We start from the raw sequence: 15,281 nt of genomic DNA on the forward strand, positions 1-15,281 counted from the left end.
TCAGGCCCGGTCAATAACGTCACATGGCTCATGCTGTGCTGCTAACTACGCTCGTAAGGACGACCTTAAGAGCGCAGCCTCGCTACCATGCCATGCTCGCGCAAGGCGGCCCTCGCCGGAGGCGTACCTAGTTCTGAGAGGTTTTCTCTAAGGTAATTGGGGTCGTATTCTGACCCCACGTCGAGTTGTATACCGACCCCACGCCCGCTTTCCGTGGGGTCGTATTCTGACCCCACGTCAGCCTTGGCGGCAGCCAGTGCCTTCTTCCTCCGCTCCTCTTTTCGCTCTTCTGCCGCTCTTTCTTTCCAGCACTCGATCCGCTCATCCGCGTTCCGCCAGTAGTCACGGCGATAGAGCCGCGCCGTTTCGCCCAGAGCCTCGGCCACGCTGTCGTACAGCCTCGGCTGGCGATAGAGACGCGTGCCGTCGACGATCTTCCCGTAGGGGATATCGCCCGAGCGCCGAAGCTGCAGAGCCAAACGTATCACCACGTTGTTGTATTCAGTCTCGGTCTTCTCGATCAGCGATTGCGAGACCATCAGGTAAAACAGGTGCCGGATCGTCAATTCGTCATGGGCGGCGATGATCGCCAGCATCGAAGCCTTCAGGCGTTCGATCTCCGCCGACGTGCGGCGAGGCCGTTTATGGGGCATGCTGGATAAAATCATGCTGCGGCCGCCTTCAAGACTTCGATGTCCGACCGAAGCAGCTTGCCGCGCATTGCCCGATAGACCGCTCTCTCAAGTCGATCGCCGTTCGGGATCCCCTGCCCTGTCAGCCAAATCCGAGCAGCCTCGACCGTCTCAGGAGGATCAAGCGGAAGCTCGTCGGTAAACGTCTCTCGCGCGTGCGTAGACGCTAGTTCTTCCTCTTCCCGGCCATCTTTAATATCCTGCTCCTTCTCCTGTTCCTGTTCCTGCTCCTGTATGCCGATACTCTTCGGCTGACCTTTCAGGAAGGCTTTCGGTAAGGCTTTGCCGAAGCCTTTCGACATGCCTTCCGCAAAGGCTTTACCTATTTGAATTACCTCGTTTTTCAGGTCGCACTCGGGCAGCATATCCAGGCTGACTTCCCAAGCTTTGACCACATTCGGCGAGACGGGCGGGTTGTACTTGATGAAGTTGGGAAGGGCGATCAGGTGAACCCTTTCGTCATGCTTCGCCATACCCTTCCCGCATATCTTCGCGAAGGCTTCCCGAAAGTCTTCCGTCGACCAGCCGAGCTCTTCGGCAAGACCGGACGGCGTGGCCCGCATGGCGCCAAGAGGCGTCATTGCCGGGTGGGTCAGCAGCATGAAGAATGCCAGCTTCCCCTTGTCGTCGAGCGACGCAAACTTGGCGTCATTCCAGATGCGCACGTCGATCTTGCGGTATCGGCTCATTCGACCCTCGCAAGAATGAGGTTCGCCTGGGCGATAGCGGTGCAGGCCTCGACTGGCGTTAGCCCGAAGCGCTCCCTGAGCAGAACCACGGCCGGCCGATCACGCTGACGACGAGGCGTCGTGGCCAGCCAAGTGGCAGCCTCGTCAATTGCTGCAGTGTGTTCGTGATCGAGGCCGGTCATTATGCGGCCTCCGTCGGAGCCACGATCGCCTCGGCTTCGCAGGCCTTGCGCCAGTCGGCCTGCGCCTCAACGCTGATAAGTTCGCGACCATTCACATGCATGGTACGCGGTGCTTTGCCCACCTTTTTTAGATTGTAGAACGTCGATCGCGAGATGCCATGCGCGACGCAGAATTCAGGAATGCTATTAGCTTTGCGTTCAATGTCCATTTGAGTGCTCCCGTGTTGCTACGGGGCCAAGATGGACGCTCGTTTTGGTTGTCGCTAATTGTCAGTGGTCAGAGTTTGTCACTGTTGTAACTCTGACAGCAATTGCCGAAGAGCTTTGACACATGTGTTGCGGGAGGCGCCGAACATATCGCCCAGCGCATCCTGTTTCATCGCGTCCAGTTTAGACAGGTCATGGGCTCGCATCGCCTCCTTTACCCTCTCTAGGGTCAGTGGCTTGGTTCCCCGCTGTCGAGGATTGACGGCGGGCGATCTGTCCACCACGGTGGATATTTCTGAGCGAGACGCGCGCCCGGTGGCCATACCGACCGACACTTGATTGGCCTCGACAACTCTAGCACGCATCGGATGATCGGCCGGCACGTCTCGCAGGAACGCGCAACGCAGCGCCCGGTATTCGCCTTGCTCGCCCTTGGCGGTGCCGTTTTCGACGTCCAAAGTTAAGAAAGGCCAATAGTGGGCGGGGATGATTTCCTGGCCCTTTTCCGGGCTTCGGTGCCCAGCGGCGAACCATATGCCGTCAACGGCTTGGGAAATCATGAGCCGACGAACGGCAGCCTCCGTGTCAGCGATCCTAGCCATGATCGCGGCCACGTTCCCGTCATACGCTGCCCTCTCGCCGGCGTAGTGGGCCCGAACCTCTTCTGTCTCGCCTTTATCGTGTAAAATGCGGCGACTTCTTTCAGACAGCTCCCATGCCGCGTCCTCAAACTTTATCTGTTCCAAATATCCAGCAATGGCATCCTGTGCCGGCACGCCGTCCTCGAGCCTCTGCGCCCTTGCCAGGATAGCTTTGTAGATTTGATTTGGCGTTTTCCAGAAAGAGGCCATGGCCTAGGCGTCCTTCTGCATCGGAAGGATATTGCTCTTCTCGACCGTCTGGAACCGGGGCGCGCTCGCCCTAACCGCGTCGGCTACGTAGGACGGCGACAGATGCCCATAGTGCTTCTCGACCATGCGCGTGTCGCTGTGGCCAAGGTTCTTCGCGACGACCATTAGCGGCATACCGTTCATGACAGACAGGCTGGCCCAAGTGTGCCGCAACCCGTGGAAACCGATTGCAGGAACGATCTTGGCGTTCTTGCAAGCCTCCTTCATCGGCCGGAACTGGTGCGACTTCTCCCATACGCCGCCGGGTTCGGTGGTCAGAAGTAAATCGATGCGCGCTTTGCCAGTTTTCAACTGGTCGAACAGTTCTTGGCCTTCATCGGTCAGGACGATATGCCGACCCTTGCCCGACTTGCTCGCCCTGATCGTGAGGGTGCCGACGTCGCTGTTGAAGTCCTCGACGCGGAGCCGAGCGAGTTCGCTGTAGCGCGCGCCGGTCTGTAACGCCGCTTGCACCAGATCCCGGAAAGCACCGCTGGAGGCATTCACTAGGCGCTGAGCCTCGGCGATGGTCAGGTAGTGAATGCGGGCGCTCTCGACGTCCTCGAACGGCTCGACGCGGCGCCACTCCCTATCCGATGCTGCCTTCCCTTCCCGCCATGCATAGTTCAGCGCGGCTCTCAGGATTGTCAGGACGCGGTTTGCCGTCGCCCTGCGCTGGCGAATGGACTCGGGGTTGTCGTCATCATCGATCGCCTTGAACCGCTGTTCCTTCCCTGCCTTTGTGCGGAGCCGCGGCGCCGTCTTTGCAACGTCGCTATGCCACTTCCTGATCTGCTTCGCGGTCAGCTTCGAAACGTCGATGTCGCCGATCTGGGGAAGGATCAGAGCCTCGGCGCGATAGCGGGCATCCTTGGAGGATTTCCGGTTGCCCTCCATCCATTGCAAATAGTCCTCGAGCGCTTCCTTGACGGTGTAGGCCCCGGCGACCTTTCCCGCCTCGCCGGACATAGCCTTGTGAACGTCTCTCGCCTTGTCCTGGGCTTGCCAGAAAGTGAGGATCGATCCGCCGTTGGCGTCCAGCCTGTCGTCGGCATCAGCGATCGTCTCAACGCGGTAATCCTGTTCGCCGACATACATCCGCACGACCCAGCGGCCTGCTTCCTTGCCCTTGCGATAGCCGACATGCAGGCCGGGGCCGATCGACTTGTAATAGGGCTTGCCTCGAGGCTTGAGCTTCGCCCTCGCCTCTTTGCTATCCAGCGTCGCGTCCCGAACCCGCCTTGCCATTGCTCTGCCCCGTCGTGTCCAACAGTTTGTCCAATATATCGGCGTGTACCGTATTGGACAAGCATAAACACAACTGGACGCAAACCCATGCACGGTAAGGGGTTTTGAAAATTGGGCTGGACAGCGCTAGACGGCTTAGAAGCCCTTTCACGGCGGTAACAGGGGTTCGATTCCCCTTGGGCGTACCAGGCTTTCAAGAACTTAGTACGCGTCTCGCTGAATTCGTCGAATAATCATCGAATATACACCGACGGGCATAAGTCGACTTATCAGCAAGGCCGTCCCGGCACCCTTGGTTCTGTGTCGCTCACGGGCAGGCCCGGCTCCGTGCTGGCCTCCGCCAGACCAAGCCGAGCCCCCAGGGACAAGGGCTTCTCACTTCTTCTTCGGAGCGTCCGCCGGGTTGGCGAACGTGATGCCGCCAGGAGCACTGACCTGAACGTCAATGATCCCGCCTTCGTCTCCGGTCCACACGTAGTGCATACCGCCAGGTTGTAACGCGAAAAAGGCTCCCGGCTTGAGCCACGGGCCGGTCTTGTCGAGCTTATCCCCGAAGCCGAACCCGACCTGACCGCTGATCAGCCACACGGCCTCCGCATTAGGATGGCTGTGCGGCGGGACGACGTAATGGGGCGGGAACTTCACGCGTGCCACACTCCAGTTACCGGATTGCGCCAGGACAGCGACCTTGGCGCCAGGCGGCAGGTCGTCTATGTCCTGCCACTTCAGGTCCGTGCTATCGGTCGTTAGAACGGGGGTCGTCTTTACGCCCTCCTGACCCTCGACAGCGAAGGCCACGCCTCCAGATATAAGGGCTGCCGCACTGGTGAGCCCGAGCACAATGAGCATTGATCGGCCGTTTGATCGCGATGAAATCTTCATGATTGCATCCTCCCAGGTTCGTCACACGAGTGAACGTGCGAGAAGCCTCATATTAGCATAGCTGCATCTATCTGGCGTTGGGCGTTTTGCTGGCCTCCCCCCGCCATTCGCCGGCTCCATCAGCGGCGCCGCTTGTCCGGCGTCACCGCATGATTGGTGAACTGCAGATTGCGATCATCCCGGCCGGCGCCGCGGCATTCGTGGCAATAGATGATTTTCAGCAGACCCCAGTGCGAGCAGGACTGATCCGGCCCGAACCGTCTGACAGCCGCATTCGATCGTGGACACGTTGAAGAACATCAGCAGCGGGCAGAAGATCGGGCTGACTGGCGAAGTCCTCCGCGTCGATGAAAACACCGTGACTGTCGGCGGCAAGGATCTCGGGATTACGGTCAATCGCAGTGCCGTGCGGCTCGTAACGAGCTATGCGGCGCCGAAGCGGAAGACGCCGATGGCCGACAAGACCTCACAGCCACCTAAGTAGTAATAATGGGATATATCCGGCACCAATGTTTTGGTCCGCACTTGCTCAGACATTTACCCAAAATAATAGTTCCGCTTGCACAAACAAAGGCTTTAAGAGATGCTTAACCCTAAGCCGTGGGAGGGCTGGGGATGAGATTAAAGGCGTTGATGGCACTTTGTGCCAGTGCCGCGCTGTGCGGCTGTCAGACGAGCAATCAAGCCGATTATGTTCAAATAGGTTATGGGCCCAGTTTCGACGTCGCCCATGCTCAGTGCGAAATGCAAAAAGGGTCGGTAGACCAGGGATATATTGCTATCGGGTCTCCCGGTTTTGTGGCCGGCGCCGGTATTGGCAACGCCCTGGGCAATATGGCTCTTGAAGATCGATATATGAAGAACTGCCTCATCCTGAGCGGATGGAAACGGGCGCCGCGAGGTCAGGGAGCCGCTGCGGCAGCCGCGGAGGCCGCCGGCAAATCGCCGACACCGTACGGCATCGCTCGAGCGCCTGGGAGTTGGATTAACACCGCTCTCCTAGACTGGTCCGACGCCAACAAGAAATGCGTGGCAGGTGATAAAGCGGCCTGCGCCACTCGCGCGCAGCTCGGCGCGAAGCTCCGGGCAGCGGGTATGGACCCGTCGAGCTGACGTCGACGTCATGCATTTTAGCAAAATCTGAAACAAAGTGATTTCGCCCGCGTTGAAAGCTCCACAAAGGAGCTTCGGCGATGGACCCGGCAACTGCGGCAGTGATGGTTTTGCTTTCGTGCAGTCCAGGCGATGCGTCCATCTGCAAACCGGCTAAGACGGCGCCTCGGCTGTTCGCCTCCCTCAACGAATGCCGTACCTCGTTGGCAGCTGAACTCGCGGGCGCTCCAAGCGGAAGAATGATCGGCCGGTGCCAGGTGCTCGATCCCGCTGTCACAGGCTCCCTGCCTGCCGGCTATACGACAGTTACGGTTACGCACGGCGGCAGCTCCGACAGGTATATTGTTCCGCACAAAGAATAGCCCGCCACCAGCGCCAGCGAGCCATCGACTGTCCAAAGACACTTATCAGCAGTTCAGCTGCCTCCTCCGCGAACGTTGCCCGCCCGCACCCGACGAAACCCGTGACGTGATGATGTGACCAGGGTAGAGGTCGCCGTGAGGCTGCTCCTTTGGCCGGCCAAGACGTTGGCGGGACCTTCAAATCGGTGCTCAACGACTTTGCCTTTTCAGTGTAGAGTTATGCCTCCCCACGGAGGCGCGGATGACCTGCTTCGGATAGCTCTCTTATGTGCGGTAATGACCGGCCCGGCCGGGCTGCAGCCCGTCCTCGCCGAGGATCAGCCCATCCAGTCAAACGGCGACGCAGCGCAACAGCAGCCGCCCGTACACTGTGTGGGACAGAATTGCCTGCCGCCGAAGGACGATCCCGCCTTGGAGTGCAAGGGGCAGGATTGCACGCCGGCTCCAGCGACCGACCAGCCGACGGGCCCGGAGATTAAGAAGGTCACGTGAGAGGCAGCGGATGCGCTGCGGCGCGGCAAGCGCCGATCAATCCGGAACCATTGGCGCCGGCTCCTCGCACGATAAACCATGCACCGGCCATCGCTGGCCGGCACATAGTCGACCATCGGCACGTAGGGAGCATCGCACTCGTTGCCGAATTGGCGGACATAACGATCATAGGTGCTCGGTCCGGTGCTCAGCACCGCCGCATGCTGGCTCTCGATCAGCGCCTGGGTCTGCGCGCACGTCATCTTGCGCGTATCGGGCCGAGCGTCGGCGAAATGTGTGGCTGCAACGACCATCGCCGCCGCGCGGAACGCAATCTTGCCTATGGGCATGGTGGCATCCTCGCAAACATCGGATCGGCAAATTCGCATCCGGCGGCGCCGTTCCGCAACGGTCGCGCTATCACGATGCAGCGAGCGAGGCCGTCATCGGTACACAAAGATGTCCATGACGAGTCGAGGGCAATCGCGGCCCAATGCCGCGCCTGATATCGAAGGGCCAGTAAGACGAACACCCATTGGACTGGGCGAACGATGTCTATCCGCTTGTTGACAGCCCGTACAAATCTCCGTGAGCGATGGCCGCAAGCAATATCCCACTTATATAACAGCGTCGTTGAGGTAATGAGATGTCAGGCGCCTACGATCTCGGAACCAATCTGGTCCGCCGTATCTATGAAAAGCGCATAGATGCACCGGCCATTCTTGACGCCGGCACACATTTTCCCAATGCCACGAAGTTCACCGCCGCCTGGCAAAATATCCGTGACGAGGCGCTGGCGGCGAAGCTGAACAAGGCGCCGCGCTTCCACGACATCATGCCGGAGCAGGCCGATATCTCGGCCAATGACGGTCTCGACTGGCGCATGTTCGTGCTCAAGGCCTATGACATGACCATCCCGGAGAACCTCGCGCGCATGCCGGTGCTGACCCGGCTGCTCTCGGAATGCCCCGAGGTCAAATCGGCGGCCGTCTCATTTCTGGCACCGCGCAAGCACATTCCGCCGCACCGCGGACCCTTTCGCGGCATCATGCGGTTCCATCTCGGCCTGGTCATCCCCAAACAGCCAGACGGCCGTCCGGCAACGATCATGATGATCAATCACGAGGAGAGACGCATTGCCGACGGCGAATGCATGCTATGGGACGACACGTTCGAGCACGAGGTCATGAACAACTCGGATCAACCCCGCGTCGCTCTCCTGCTCGACGTGTGGCGTCCGCAAATGCCGCTGGACATGGAAATCCTGTCACGCGTGATCGTGCGCGGCGTGCAGGTGGGAATGCGCTATCGCGGCGTTTCGTTCGGCGGCTGAACCGATCGATGTCTACGCTCGCGTCTCGCGATACGTTCCTGCCCCGCTGCCACGCTTGCCAGGGAACATCGCGTCCTTCGCCAGCAATCCGCTGACGCGGCAGAAGGCCGCGAAGGCGCGGCAGGCTTCCTCGGTGCTGGCCACGTCGACCGTCGCCCCAAAACAGGCATTGAACGCGGCTTCATAGATCTTGCCCTGCCGGCGCTTCGGCCAATCCTGCAGGAAATCGAGCGCCTGCTCGACGCTGTAGATTTCCTCGACCGGCAGGCCGGGCGCGGGCGTGATACGCACCGGCACCTCGAATTGCAGTCTGTCCATTCCCTGTCTCCCGAGCTGGCGTAGCCGGGGCAAACGCCATTCGTTCTGAAAAGTTGCTTCTGGTGGCCTTCTGACTCGCAAATGTGACCTCAGTGCGATGAAGAATCGGTTCGCCGGTGCGGCGGATCGGCGTCGGGCCGCTACAGGTTGGCCGGGTCCGTCTCCGCGTCATGGCCATGCAGGTAAACACCATCAGCAGATAGGCGGACGGCAGCGTGAAGAAGGCCCCGAGCACGATCGCCGCCGTTTCTTCCTCCGAACATCAGGACCGACCCAACCCATGGAATGGCCGAAGGAAAGCCGCAATGGAGGCCGCAATCGCACTTCGTCCTTGAACCTTGCGGCTTCCGGTGCCAAATCTGGGGCAAATTTTCGCATTCGGCTCCTTGGAGCTCACGCCGGCAAACGGACAAGAATGGTTACCTATCTCGACGCCTCCACCGCGCCCCTTCGAAACACCGGTCAGATCCGCCTTTATGGCGAGGAAGGCTTTGCCGGCATGCGCAAGGCCTGCGATCTCACCGCGCGCTGCCTCGACGGGCTTGTGCCGATGGTGAAGCCCGGCGTAACGACGGAAGCGATTGATCGCTTCGTCTTCGAATTCGGCATGGACCACGGCGCGTTGCCGGCGACGCTCAACTATCGCGGCTACACCAAATCGTCCTGCACCTCGATCAACCATGTCGTCTGCCATGGCATTCCCGACAACAAGCCGCTGAAGGAAGGCGACATCGTCAACATCGACGTCACCTATATCCTTGACGGCTGGCATGGCGATTCCTCGCGCATGTATCCGGTGGGCACGATCAAGCGCGCCGCCGAGCGCCTGCTTGAGGTGACTTACGAGTGCCTGATGCGCGGCATTGCCGCGATCAAGCCAGGCGCCCGCACCGGCGCCATCGGCGCCGCGATCCAGACCTATGCCGAGGCCGAGCGCTGCTCGGTGGTGCGCGACTTCTGCGGCCACGGCGTCGGCCAGCTTTTCCACGACGCGCCGAACATCCTGCATTACGGCACCGTCAATGAAGGCGTCGAGATGCGGCCTGGAATGATCTTCACCGTCGAGCCGATGATCAATCTCGGCAGGCCGCATGTGAAAGTGCTGTCGGACGGCTGGACGGCGGTCACGCGCGACCGCTCGCTGTCGGCGCAGTACGAGCACACGATCGGCGTCACCGACACCGGCTGCGAGATCTTCACGCTGTCGCCGAAAAAGCTCGACCGCCCTGGCCTGCCGGGGTAGAGCGGTCCATCGTTTCATGGAAACGATGGTCGCTCTATGCTCCTGTTTCACGCAATTCCGAACTGAAAACCGCTTCACACTTTTCCTGGAATTGCTTTAGGTTTCAGCCGAAACTCCTGGAGCGGGCGTATGGGCAAAGTCGAGGACGAGCGGGCGTTCTTTTCCGAAGGCTGGGTCGAGCCGCCCAAGGCGGCGCTGAAAAAGGCAGCGGCAGCAGAAAAGCCCCATTATCACGGCCATCGCGACCGCCTGCGCGAACGCTTTGCCGCCGGCGGACCGGACGCCCTACCCGACTATGAACTGCTCGAGCTGCTTCTGTTCCGGCTGATCCCGCGCGTCGACACCAAGCCCATAGCCAAGGCGCTCATCGCCCGCTTCGGCTCGCTGGCCGAAGTGCTTGGCGCGCCGGCATCCCTGCTTGAAGAAGTCAAAGGCATCGGGCCGAACGTCGCGACCGATCTCAAGGTCGTCGCCGCGACCGCCCAGCGGATGGCGCGTGGCGAGGTGCGCGGCCGCGAAGTCCTGTCCAACTGGACGCAACTGCTCGACTACTGCCGCTCGGCCATGGCCTTCGAGGCCCGCGAGCAGTTCCGCATCCTGTTCCTCGACAAGAAGAACGGGCTGATCGCCGACGAGGTGCAGCAGACCGGCACCGTCGACCACACGCCGGTCTATCCGCGCGAGGTGGTGAAGCGCGCGCTCGAACTCTCCGCCAGCGCCGTCATCCTGGTCCACAACCACCCTTCCGGCGATCCGACGCCGTCGCGCGCCGACATCGAGATGACCAAGCAGATCATCGACACGGCCAAGCCCCTCGGCATTGCCGTGCACGACCACATCATCATCGGCCGCAAGGGCAATGCCTCGATGAAGGGCCTGCTGCTGATTTGAGGCATTTGCCCGGCATTTCGAGATTGCCGGGACATCGTCTCCTCATCAGATAGTCGGCTCTGGAATTTCAGCAGGAAATCAAGCATGATGGGACTTGGTATTTCCCCGGGATGCTTCGCGCACCAGTGAAATACCGGGAGGACGGGACATGGCCATTGTGCTTGTACTCGTTTTGATCGTTGTGGGCTCGGTGCTGTTTCACCTCCTGAGCCCATGGTGGTGGACGCCGATCGCCTCGAACTGGGACTACATCGACAACACCATCATCATCAGCTTTTGGATCACCGGCATCGTCTTTGCCGCTGTCGTGCTCTTTATGGCTTATTGCGTCTTCCGCTTCCGGCATCGGGAAGGCAATCGCGCGGCATATGAACCGGAGAACAAGCGGCTCGAATCGTGGCTGATGATCGCAACAGCGGCCGGTGTCACGGCCTTGCTGGTTCCCGGCCTCTTCGTCTGGAGCCGCTTCGTCAACGTTCCCAGCGAGGCCGCCGATATCGAGGTTATCGCCCAGCAATGGCAATGGAGCTTCCGTCTGCCCGGCAAGGACGGCAAGCTCGGCACCTCCGACACCCGCATCGTCTCGGCTGAAAACCCGCTCGGCATCGCACCCGGCGACCCGAACGGCCAGGATGACATCGTGGTCGAGGCGGCGGACCTGCACCTGCCGGTCGGCAAGCCGGTCAAGGTGCTATTGCGCTCGATCGACGTGCTGCACGATTTCTACATCCCGGAATTCCGCGCCAAGATGGATATGATCCCGGGATCTGTCACGTATTTCTGGTTCACGCCAACGCGGACCGGAACCTTTCAGGTCTTGTGCGCCGAGCTGTGCGGCCAGGGACATCCGCTTATGCATGGCGTGGTCATGGTCGACACCGAGCAGGACTATCTGGCCTGGCTCGGCCAGCAACAGACCTTTGCGCAATTGTCCGCGCCCAAGCAAACGGGCTCGGCGAACCAACCGTCAGAAAAGACGATGGCGTCCAGTTTGGACGACGCGGCAAAACTCGAAACGCTCGAGGCCCGCTGAACAGGGCACGGAGGCGCTCCCATGGTCGACGTCACACCTGCAGATGCCGTTCCACCCGCCGAAGTCGCGGAGATGGAGCTCTACCATCCGCACAGCTGGTGGACGAAATACGTCTTCTCACAGGACGCCAAGGTCATAGCAGTCCAGTATTCGGCGACGGCGACGGCTATCGGCCTCGTCGCGCTGATGCTGTCCTGGCTGATGCGCCTCCAGCTCGGCTTCCCCGGCACGTTCGATTTCATCACTCCGGAGGCCTACTATCAGTTCATCACCATGCACGGCATGATCATGGTGATCTATTTGCTCACCGCGCTCTTCCTTGGCGGCTTCGGCAATTACCTCATTCCGCTGATGGTCGGCGCCCGCGACATGGTCTTTCCCTATGTCAATATGCTGAGCTATTGGGTCTATCTGCTCGCCGTGCTGGTCCTGGTGTCGAGCTTCTTTGCGCCGGGCGGGCCGACGGGCGCGGGCTGGACGCTTTACCCGCCGCAGGCGATCACGAGCGGCACGCCGGGCGGCCAGGACTGGGGCATCATCCTGATGCTCTCTTCGCTCATCCTGTTCATCATCGGCTTTACCATGGGTGGCCTGAACTATGTGGTGACGGTGCTGCAAGGCCGCACGCGGGGCATGACCTTGATGCGCCTGCCGCTCACCGTCTGGGGCATCTTCACCGCCACGGTCATGGCGCTTCTGGCCTTCCCGGCACTGTTCGTTGCTTGTGTGATGATGCTGCTCGACCGTCTGCTCGGCACTTCCTTCTTCATGCCGGCAATCGTCGAGATGGGCGAGCAACTGCAGCACAATGGCGGCAGCCCGATCCTGTTCCAGCATCTGTTCTGGTTCTTCGGCCACCCGGAAGTCTACATCGTGGCGCTGCCGGCCTTCGGCATCGTGTCCGACCTGATCAGCACACATGCGCGCAAGAACATCTTCGGCTATCGCATGATGGTCTGGGCCATCATCGCCATCGGCGCGCTGAGCTTCGTGGTCTGGGCGCACCACATGTATGTCAGCGGCATGAATCCTTATTTCGGCTTCTTCTTTGCCACCACGACGTTGATCATTGCGGTACCGACCGCGATCAAGGTCTATAACTGGGTTCTGACGTTGTGGCGCGGCGACATCCACCTCACCATACCGATGCTGTTCGCGCTCGCTTTCATCGTCACCTTCGTCAATGGCGGCCTGACGGGCTTGTTCCTCGGCAACGTCGTCGTCGACGTGCCGCTGTCGGACACGATGTTCGTCGTCGCACATTTCCACATGGTCATGGGCGTCGCGCCGATCCTGGTGATCTTCGGCGCGATCTATCACTGGTATCCGAAGGTCACCGGACGGATGCTGGACGAGAGACTCGGCCGCTTCCATTTCTGGATCACCTTCCTCGGCGCCTACCTGATCTTCTTCCCCATGCACTATCTCGGCCTGATGGGCGTTCCGCGGCGTTACGCCGAACTGACCGACATGAATATCATGACGGAATCGGCCCACCATCTGAACTCGTTCATCAGCATCATGGCCTTCATCGTCGGTTTCGCCCAGATGGTGTTCCTGTTCAACCTGATCTGGAGCATCCGCCATGGCCGTGAGGCCGGCGGCAATCCGTGGCGGGCAACGACGCTCGAATGGCAAACGGCTGAGACGCCGCCGGCGCACGGCAATTTCGGCAAGGAACTGCCGATCGTCTATCGTTGGGCCTACGACTACAGCGTGCCGGGTGCCAAGGAGGACTTCATCCCGCAGAACGTGCCGGGCTCCTTCGGCCCCTCTAGGGAGCCGGCATGAGTGTCATCGTGGTCTTCCTGTTGGTGATCGCCGGCTTTGCCGGTTGGTGGCTTTCGCACCAGCGGTTGACGGCGAAGCCGTGGCTGGAGCAAGGCGTGGCCGGGGACTTCGTCGGCTTCGACCGATCGTCGCTGCCCACCGCCAAGATCGGCCTCGGCGTCTTCCTCGCCATCGTCGGCTGCCTGTTCTCACTGTTCACCAGCGCCTATTTCATGCGCATGGGCCTGTCGGACTGGCGGCCGCTGCCGCTGCCGCGCCTGCTTTGGCTCAACACCGGCGTGCTGGCGCTGAGCAGCGTCGCGCTGCAATGTGCCGTGGTCGCCGCGCGTAGAGGCCAGGTGGACACGGTAAGGCTCGGTCTTGCAACGGCGGGATTGACCGCCCTCGCCTTCCTCGCCGGCCAGTTGATTGCTTGGCGGCAGCTGACCGAGGACGGCTACCTGCTGGCCTCCAACCCGGCTAACAGCTTCTTCTATCTGATCACGGCGATGCATGGCCTGCACATACTGGGCGGGCTGGTCGGCCTTGGCAGAACGAGCGCCGGCGCCTGGAACGGAACGCGGCGGGAGCGGCTGCGCCTCAGCGTCGAGCTCTGCGCCATGTATTGGCATTTCCTGCTTTTCGTCTGGCTATGCATCTTCGCCGTCCTGGCCGGTTGGGCGGCGACGTTCGTGAGCATTTGCCAACGGCTGCTGACCTAGGAGACTGCTGATGGCCGAGACCACACTGACGCATACCAGCCAGTTGGATCGTCCCCCAGGCTGGCGTGGGATCGCTGCCGATTGGGCCTCGGATCAGCGCGCGTTCAAGAACGTGTCCTGGGGCAAGGCCATGATGTGGATCTTCCTGCTCAGCGACACCTTCATTTTCGGTTGCTTCCTGCTTTCCTATATGACGGCGCGGATCTCCACGCGCGTGCCGTGGCCGAATCCAAGCGAGGTCTTCGCCTTGCGCATCGGCGGCTCGGAGATCCCGCTGATCCTGATCGCCATCATGACATTCGTTCTCATCTCGAGCAGCGGAACCATGGCCATGGCGGTCAATTTCGGCTATCGCCGCGATCGTCGCAAAACCGCGATCCTGATGCTTTTGACCGCCGCGCTCGGCGCGACCTTCGTCGGCATGCAGGCCTTCGAATGGACCAAGCTGATCACCGAGGGGGTCCGGCCCTGGGGCAACCCCTGGGGAGCCGCGCAATTCGGCTCATGCTTTTTCATGATTACCGGCTTCCACGGCACACACGTCACGATTGGGGTCATCTTCCTGATCATCGTGGCGCGAAAAGTCTGGCGCGGCGATTTCGACGTCGGGCGGCCCGGTTTTTTCACCAGTCGCCGCGGCCGCTACGAGAATGTCGAGATCATGGGACTCTACTGGCACTTCGTCGACCTGGTCTGGGTGTTCATTTTCGCCTTCTTCTATCTTTGGTGAGAAGGCAGGCTTGTTGAGAGGCAGACATGGCTGAAGCAACCGCAAACGGTCTCGGACAACACGCGCTGCATCCCCATGACGCAGCGATCGTCGCCAAGGCGGAGACGCATCAGGAGCACCCGATCAAGCTTTATCTGGTGGTCTGGGCGTGGCTGTTCATTCTCAGCACCTGCTCTTATCTGGTCGACTATTTCGGCCTCCACGGCTACCTCAGATGGTCGCTGATCCTGATCTTCATGATGCTCAAGGCAGGACTGATCGTCGCCGTCTTCATGCACATGGCCTGGGAGCGGCTGGCGATGATGTATGCAATCATCCTGCCGCCGATATTGGTGCTGGTTTTCGTAATGATGATGGTCCTCGAGGCCGACTATACGCTGCTGACCCGTATCGCGTTTTTCGGGCCTGGCCCCTGACACCCGATAAGGGTCCAGCTGCAGCATGAGCAGCCGGGGAAGGCCGGCGCCGATGCCTTGAACAACAGGCCGCCGGCCCATTTATTGGT

The 15,281-nt window shown here is 60.6% G+C and carries 19 protein-coding genes; 10 read left to right on the plus strand and 9 right to left on the minus strand.

All coding sequences use genetic code 11. The annotated features are described in order from the left end of the window. Positions 1-65: 65 nt before the first annotated feature. From O7A05_RS02910 to O7A05_RS02940, 7 genes are all read right to left on the minus strand, one after another. Positions 66-668 (minus strand): hypothetical protein, encoded by a 603-nt coding sequence (locus O7A05_RS02910; RefSeq protein ID WP_337091452.1) that lies wholly within the window; start codon positions 666-668, stop codon positions 66-68. Beyond that, a complete protein-coding gene (locus O7A05_RS02915; RefSeq protein ID WP_337091453.1) occupies positions 665-1,381 on the minus strand; it encodes a hypothetical protein in 717 nt (238 codons plus the stop codon). Before O7A05_RS02915 ends, O7A05_RS02910 begins: the two co-directional genes overlap by 4 nt. Next, entirely contained in the window at positions 1,378-1,563 is a 186-nt protein-coding gene (locus tag O7A05_RS02920; protein ID WP_337091454.1) for a hypothetical protein, read from the minus strand. The genes O7A05_RS02915 and O7A05_RS02920 overlap by 4 nt, the downstream gene beginning before the upstream one ends. Beyond that, positions 1,563-1,772, minus strand: coding sequence for a transcriptional regulator (locus O7A05_RS02925; protein ID WP_337091456.1), 210 nt, complete (start codon positions 1,770-1,772; stop codon positions 1,563-1,565). The genes O7A05_RS02920 and O7A05_RS02925 overlap by 1 nt, the downstream gene beginning before the upstream one ends. Before the next feature lie 78 nt (positions 1,773-1,850). Further along, the gene (locus tag O7A05_RS02930) at positions 1,851-2,621 is read right to left on the minus strand and encodes a hypothetical protein (protein WP_337091457.1); all 771 of its coding nucleotides are present in this window, start codon (positions 2,619-2,621) and stop codon (positions 1,851-1,853) included. 3 nt (positions 2,622-2,624) lie between these two features. Then, positions 2,625-3,758, minus strand: a complete 1,134-nt coding sequence (locus tag O7A05_RS02935; protein ID WP_337091458.1) for a tyrosine-type recombinase/integrase — start codon at positions 3,756-3,758, stop codon at positions 2,625-2,627. Between the two features lie 525 nt (positions 3,759-4,283). Further along, entirely contained in the window at positions 4,284-4,790 is a 507-nt protein-coding gene (locus O7A05_RS02940) for a cupin domain-containing protein (protein WP_337091459.1), read from the minus strand. A gap of 289 nt (positions 4,791-5,079) precedes the next feature. Between O7A05_RS02940 and O7A05_RS02945 the strand changes: the two genes are divergently transcribed. Both O7A05_RS02945 and O7A05_RS02950 read left to right on the plus strand, forming a co-directional pair. After that, positions 5,080-5,274 carry a hypothetical protein gene (locus O7A05_RS02945; RefSeq protein WP_337091460.1) on the plus strand — a complete coding sequence of 65 codons (195 nt, stop codon included), beginning with the start codon at positions 5,080-5,082 and terminating at the stop codon, positions 5,272-5,274. Between the two features lie 131 nt (positions 5,275-5,405). Beyond that, the gene (locus O7A05_RS02950; RefSeq protein ID WP_337091461.1) at positions 5,406-5,903 is read left to right on the plus strand and encodes a hypothetical protein; all 498 of its coding nucleotides are present in this window, start codon (positions 5,406-5,408) and stop codon (positions 5,901-5,903) included. Between the two features lie 679 nt (positions 5,904-6,582). Here O7A05_RS02950 and O7A05_RS02955 read toward each other — a convergent pair. Beyond that, the gene (locus O7A05_RS02955; RefSeq protein ID WP_337091462.1) at positions 6,583-7,086 is read right to left on the minus strand and encodes a hypothetical protein; all 504 of its coding nucleotides are present in this window, start codon (positions 7,084-7,086) and stop codon (positions 6,583-6,585) included. A gap of 296 nt (positions 7,087-7,382) precedes the next feature. Between O7A05_RS02955 and O7A05_RS02960 the strand changes: the two genes are divergently transcribed. Beyond that, positions 7,383-8,069 carry an aspartyl/asparaginyl beta-hydroxylase domain-containing protein gene (locus O7A05_RS02960; protein WP_337091463.1) on the plus strand — a complete coding sequence of 229 codons (687 nt, stop codon included), beginning with the start codon at positions 7,383-7,385 and terminating at the stop codon, positions 8,067-8,069. Between the two features lie 12 nt (positions 8,070-8,081). Here O7A05_RS02960 and O7A05_RS02965 read toward each other — a convergent pair whose 3' ends face one another. Beyond that, positions 8,082-8,387 carry a DUF982 domain-containing protein gene (locus O7A05_RS02965; protein WP_224511322.1) on the minus strand — a complete coding sequence of 102 codons (306 nt, stop codon included), beginning with the start codon at positions 8,385-8,387 and terminating at the stop codon, positions 8,082-8,084. 415 nt (positions 8,388-8,802) lie between these two features. On the opposite strand from O7A05_RS02965, the gene map reads away from it, so the two are divergent. The 7 genes from map (at position 8,803) to O7A05_RS03000 (ending at position 15,192) form a co-directional block, all read left to right on the plus strand. Next, entirely contained in the window at positions 8,803-9,630 is an 828-nt protein-coding gene (map, locus tag O7A05_RS02970) for a type I methionyl aminopeptidase (RefSeq protein WP_337091464.1), read from the plus strand. Between the two features lie 129 nt (positions 9,631-9,759). Continuing rightward, a complete protein-coding gene (gene radC, locus O7A05_RS02975; RefSeq protein WP_337091465.1) occupies positions 9,760-10,521 on the plus strand; it encodes a RadC family protein in 762 nt (253 codons plus the stop codon). A gap of 148 nt (positions 10,522-10,669) precedes the next feature. Further along, positions 10,670-11,554, plus strand: a complete 885-nt coding sequence (locus tag O7A05_RS02980; protein ID WP_337091466.1) for a cytochrome c oxidase subunit II — start codon at positions 10,670-10,672, stop codon at positions 11,552-11,554. 21 nt (positions 11,555-11,575) lie between these two features. Further along, complete coding sequence (ctaD, locus tag O7A05_RS02985; protein ID WP_337091467.1) at positions 11,576-13,345, plus strand: cytochrome c oxidase subunit I; 1,770 nt, start codon at positions 11,576-11,578, stop codon at positions 13,343-13,345. After that, positions 13,342-14,046, plus strand: coding sequence for a cytochrome c oxidase subunit 3 (locus O7A05_RS02990; RefSeq protein WP_337091468.1), 705 nt, complete (start codon positions 13,342-13,344; stop codon positions 14,044-14,046). The genes ctaD and O7A05_RS02990 overlap by 4 nt, the downstream gene beginning before the upstream one ends. A gap of 10 nt (positions 14,047-14,056) precedes the next feature. After that, positions 14,057-14,776 (plus strand): heme-copper oxidase subunit III family protein, encoded by a 720-nt coding sequence (locus tag O7A05_RS02995; protein ID WP_224511310.1) that lies wholly within the window; start codon positions 14,057-14,059, stop codon positions 14,774-14,776. 26 nt (positions 14,777-14,802) lie between these two features. Further along, complete coding sequence (locus O7A05_RS03000; RefSeq protein WP_337091469.1) at positions 14,803-15,192, plus strand: cytochrome C oxidase subunit IV family protein; 390 nt, start codon at positions 14,803-14,805, stop codon at positions 15,190-15,192. Positions 15,193-15,281: the final 89 nt, after the last annotated feature.

Origin of the sequence: Mesorhizobium argentiipisi (SeqCode) (assembly GCF_037179585.1) — a bacterium.
Taxonomy (GTDB): Bacteria; Pseudomonadota; Alphaproteobacteria; order Rhizobiales; family Rhizobiaceae; genus Mesorhizobium; species Mesorhizobium argentiipisi.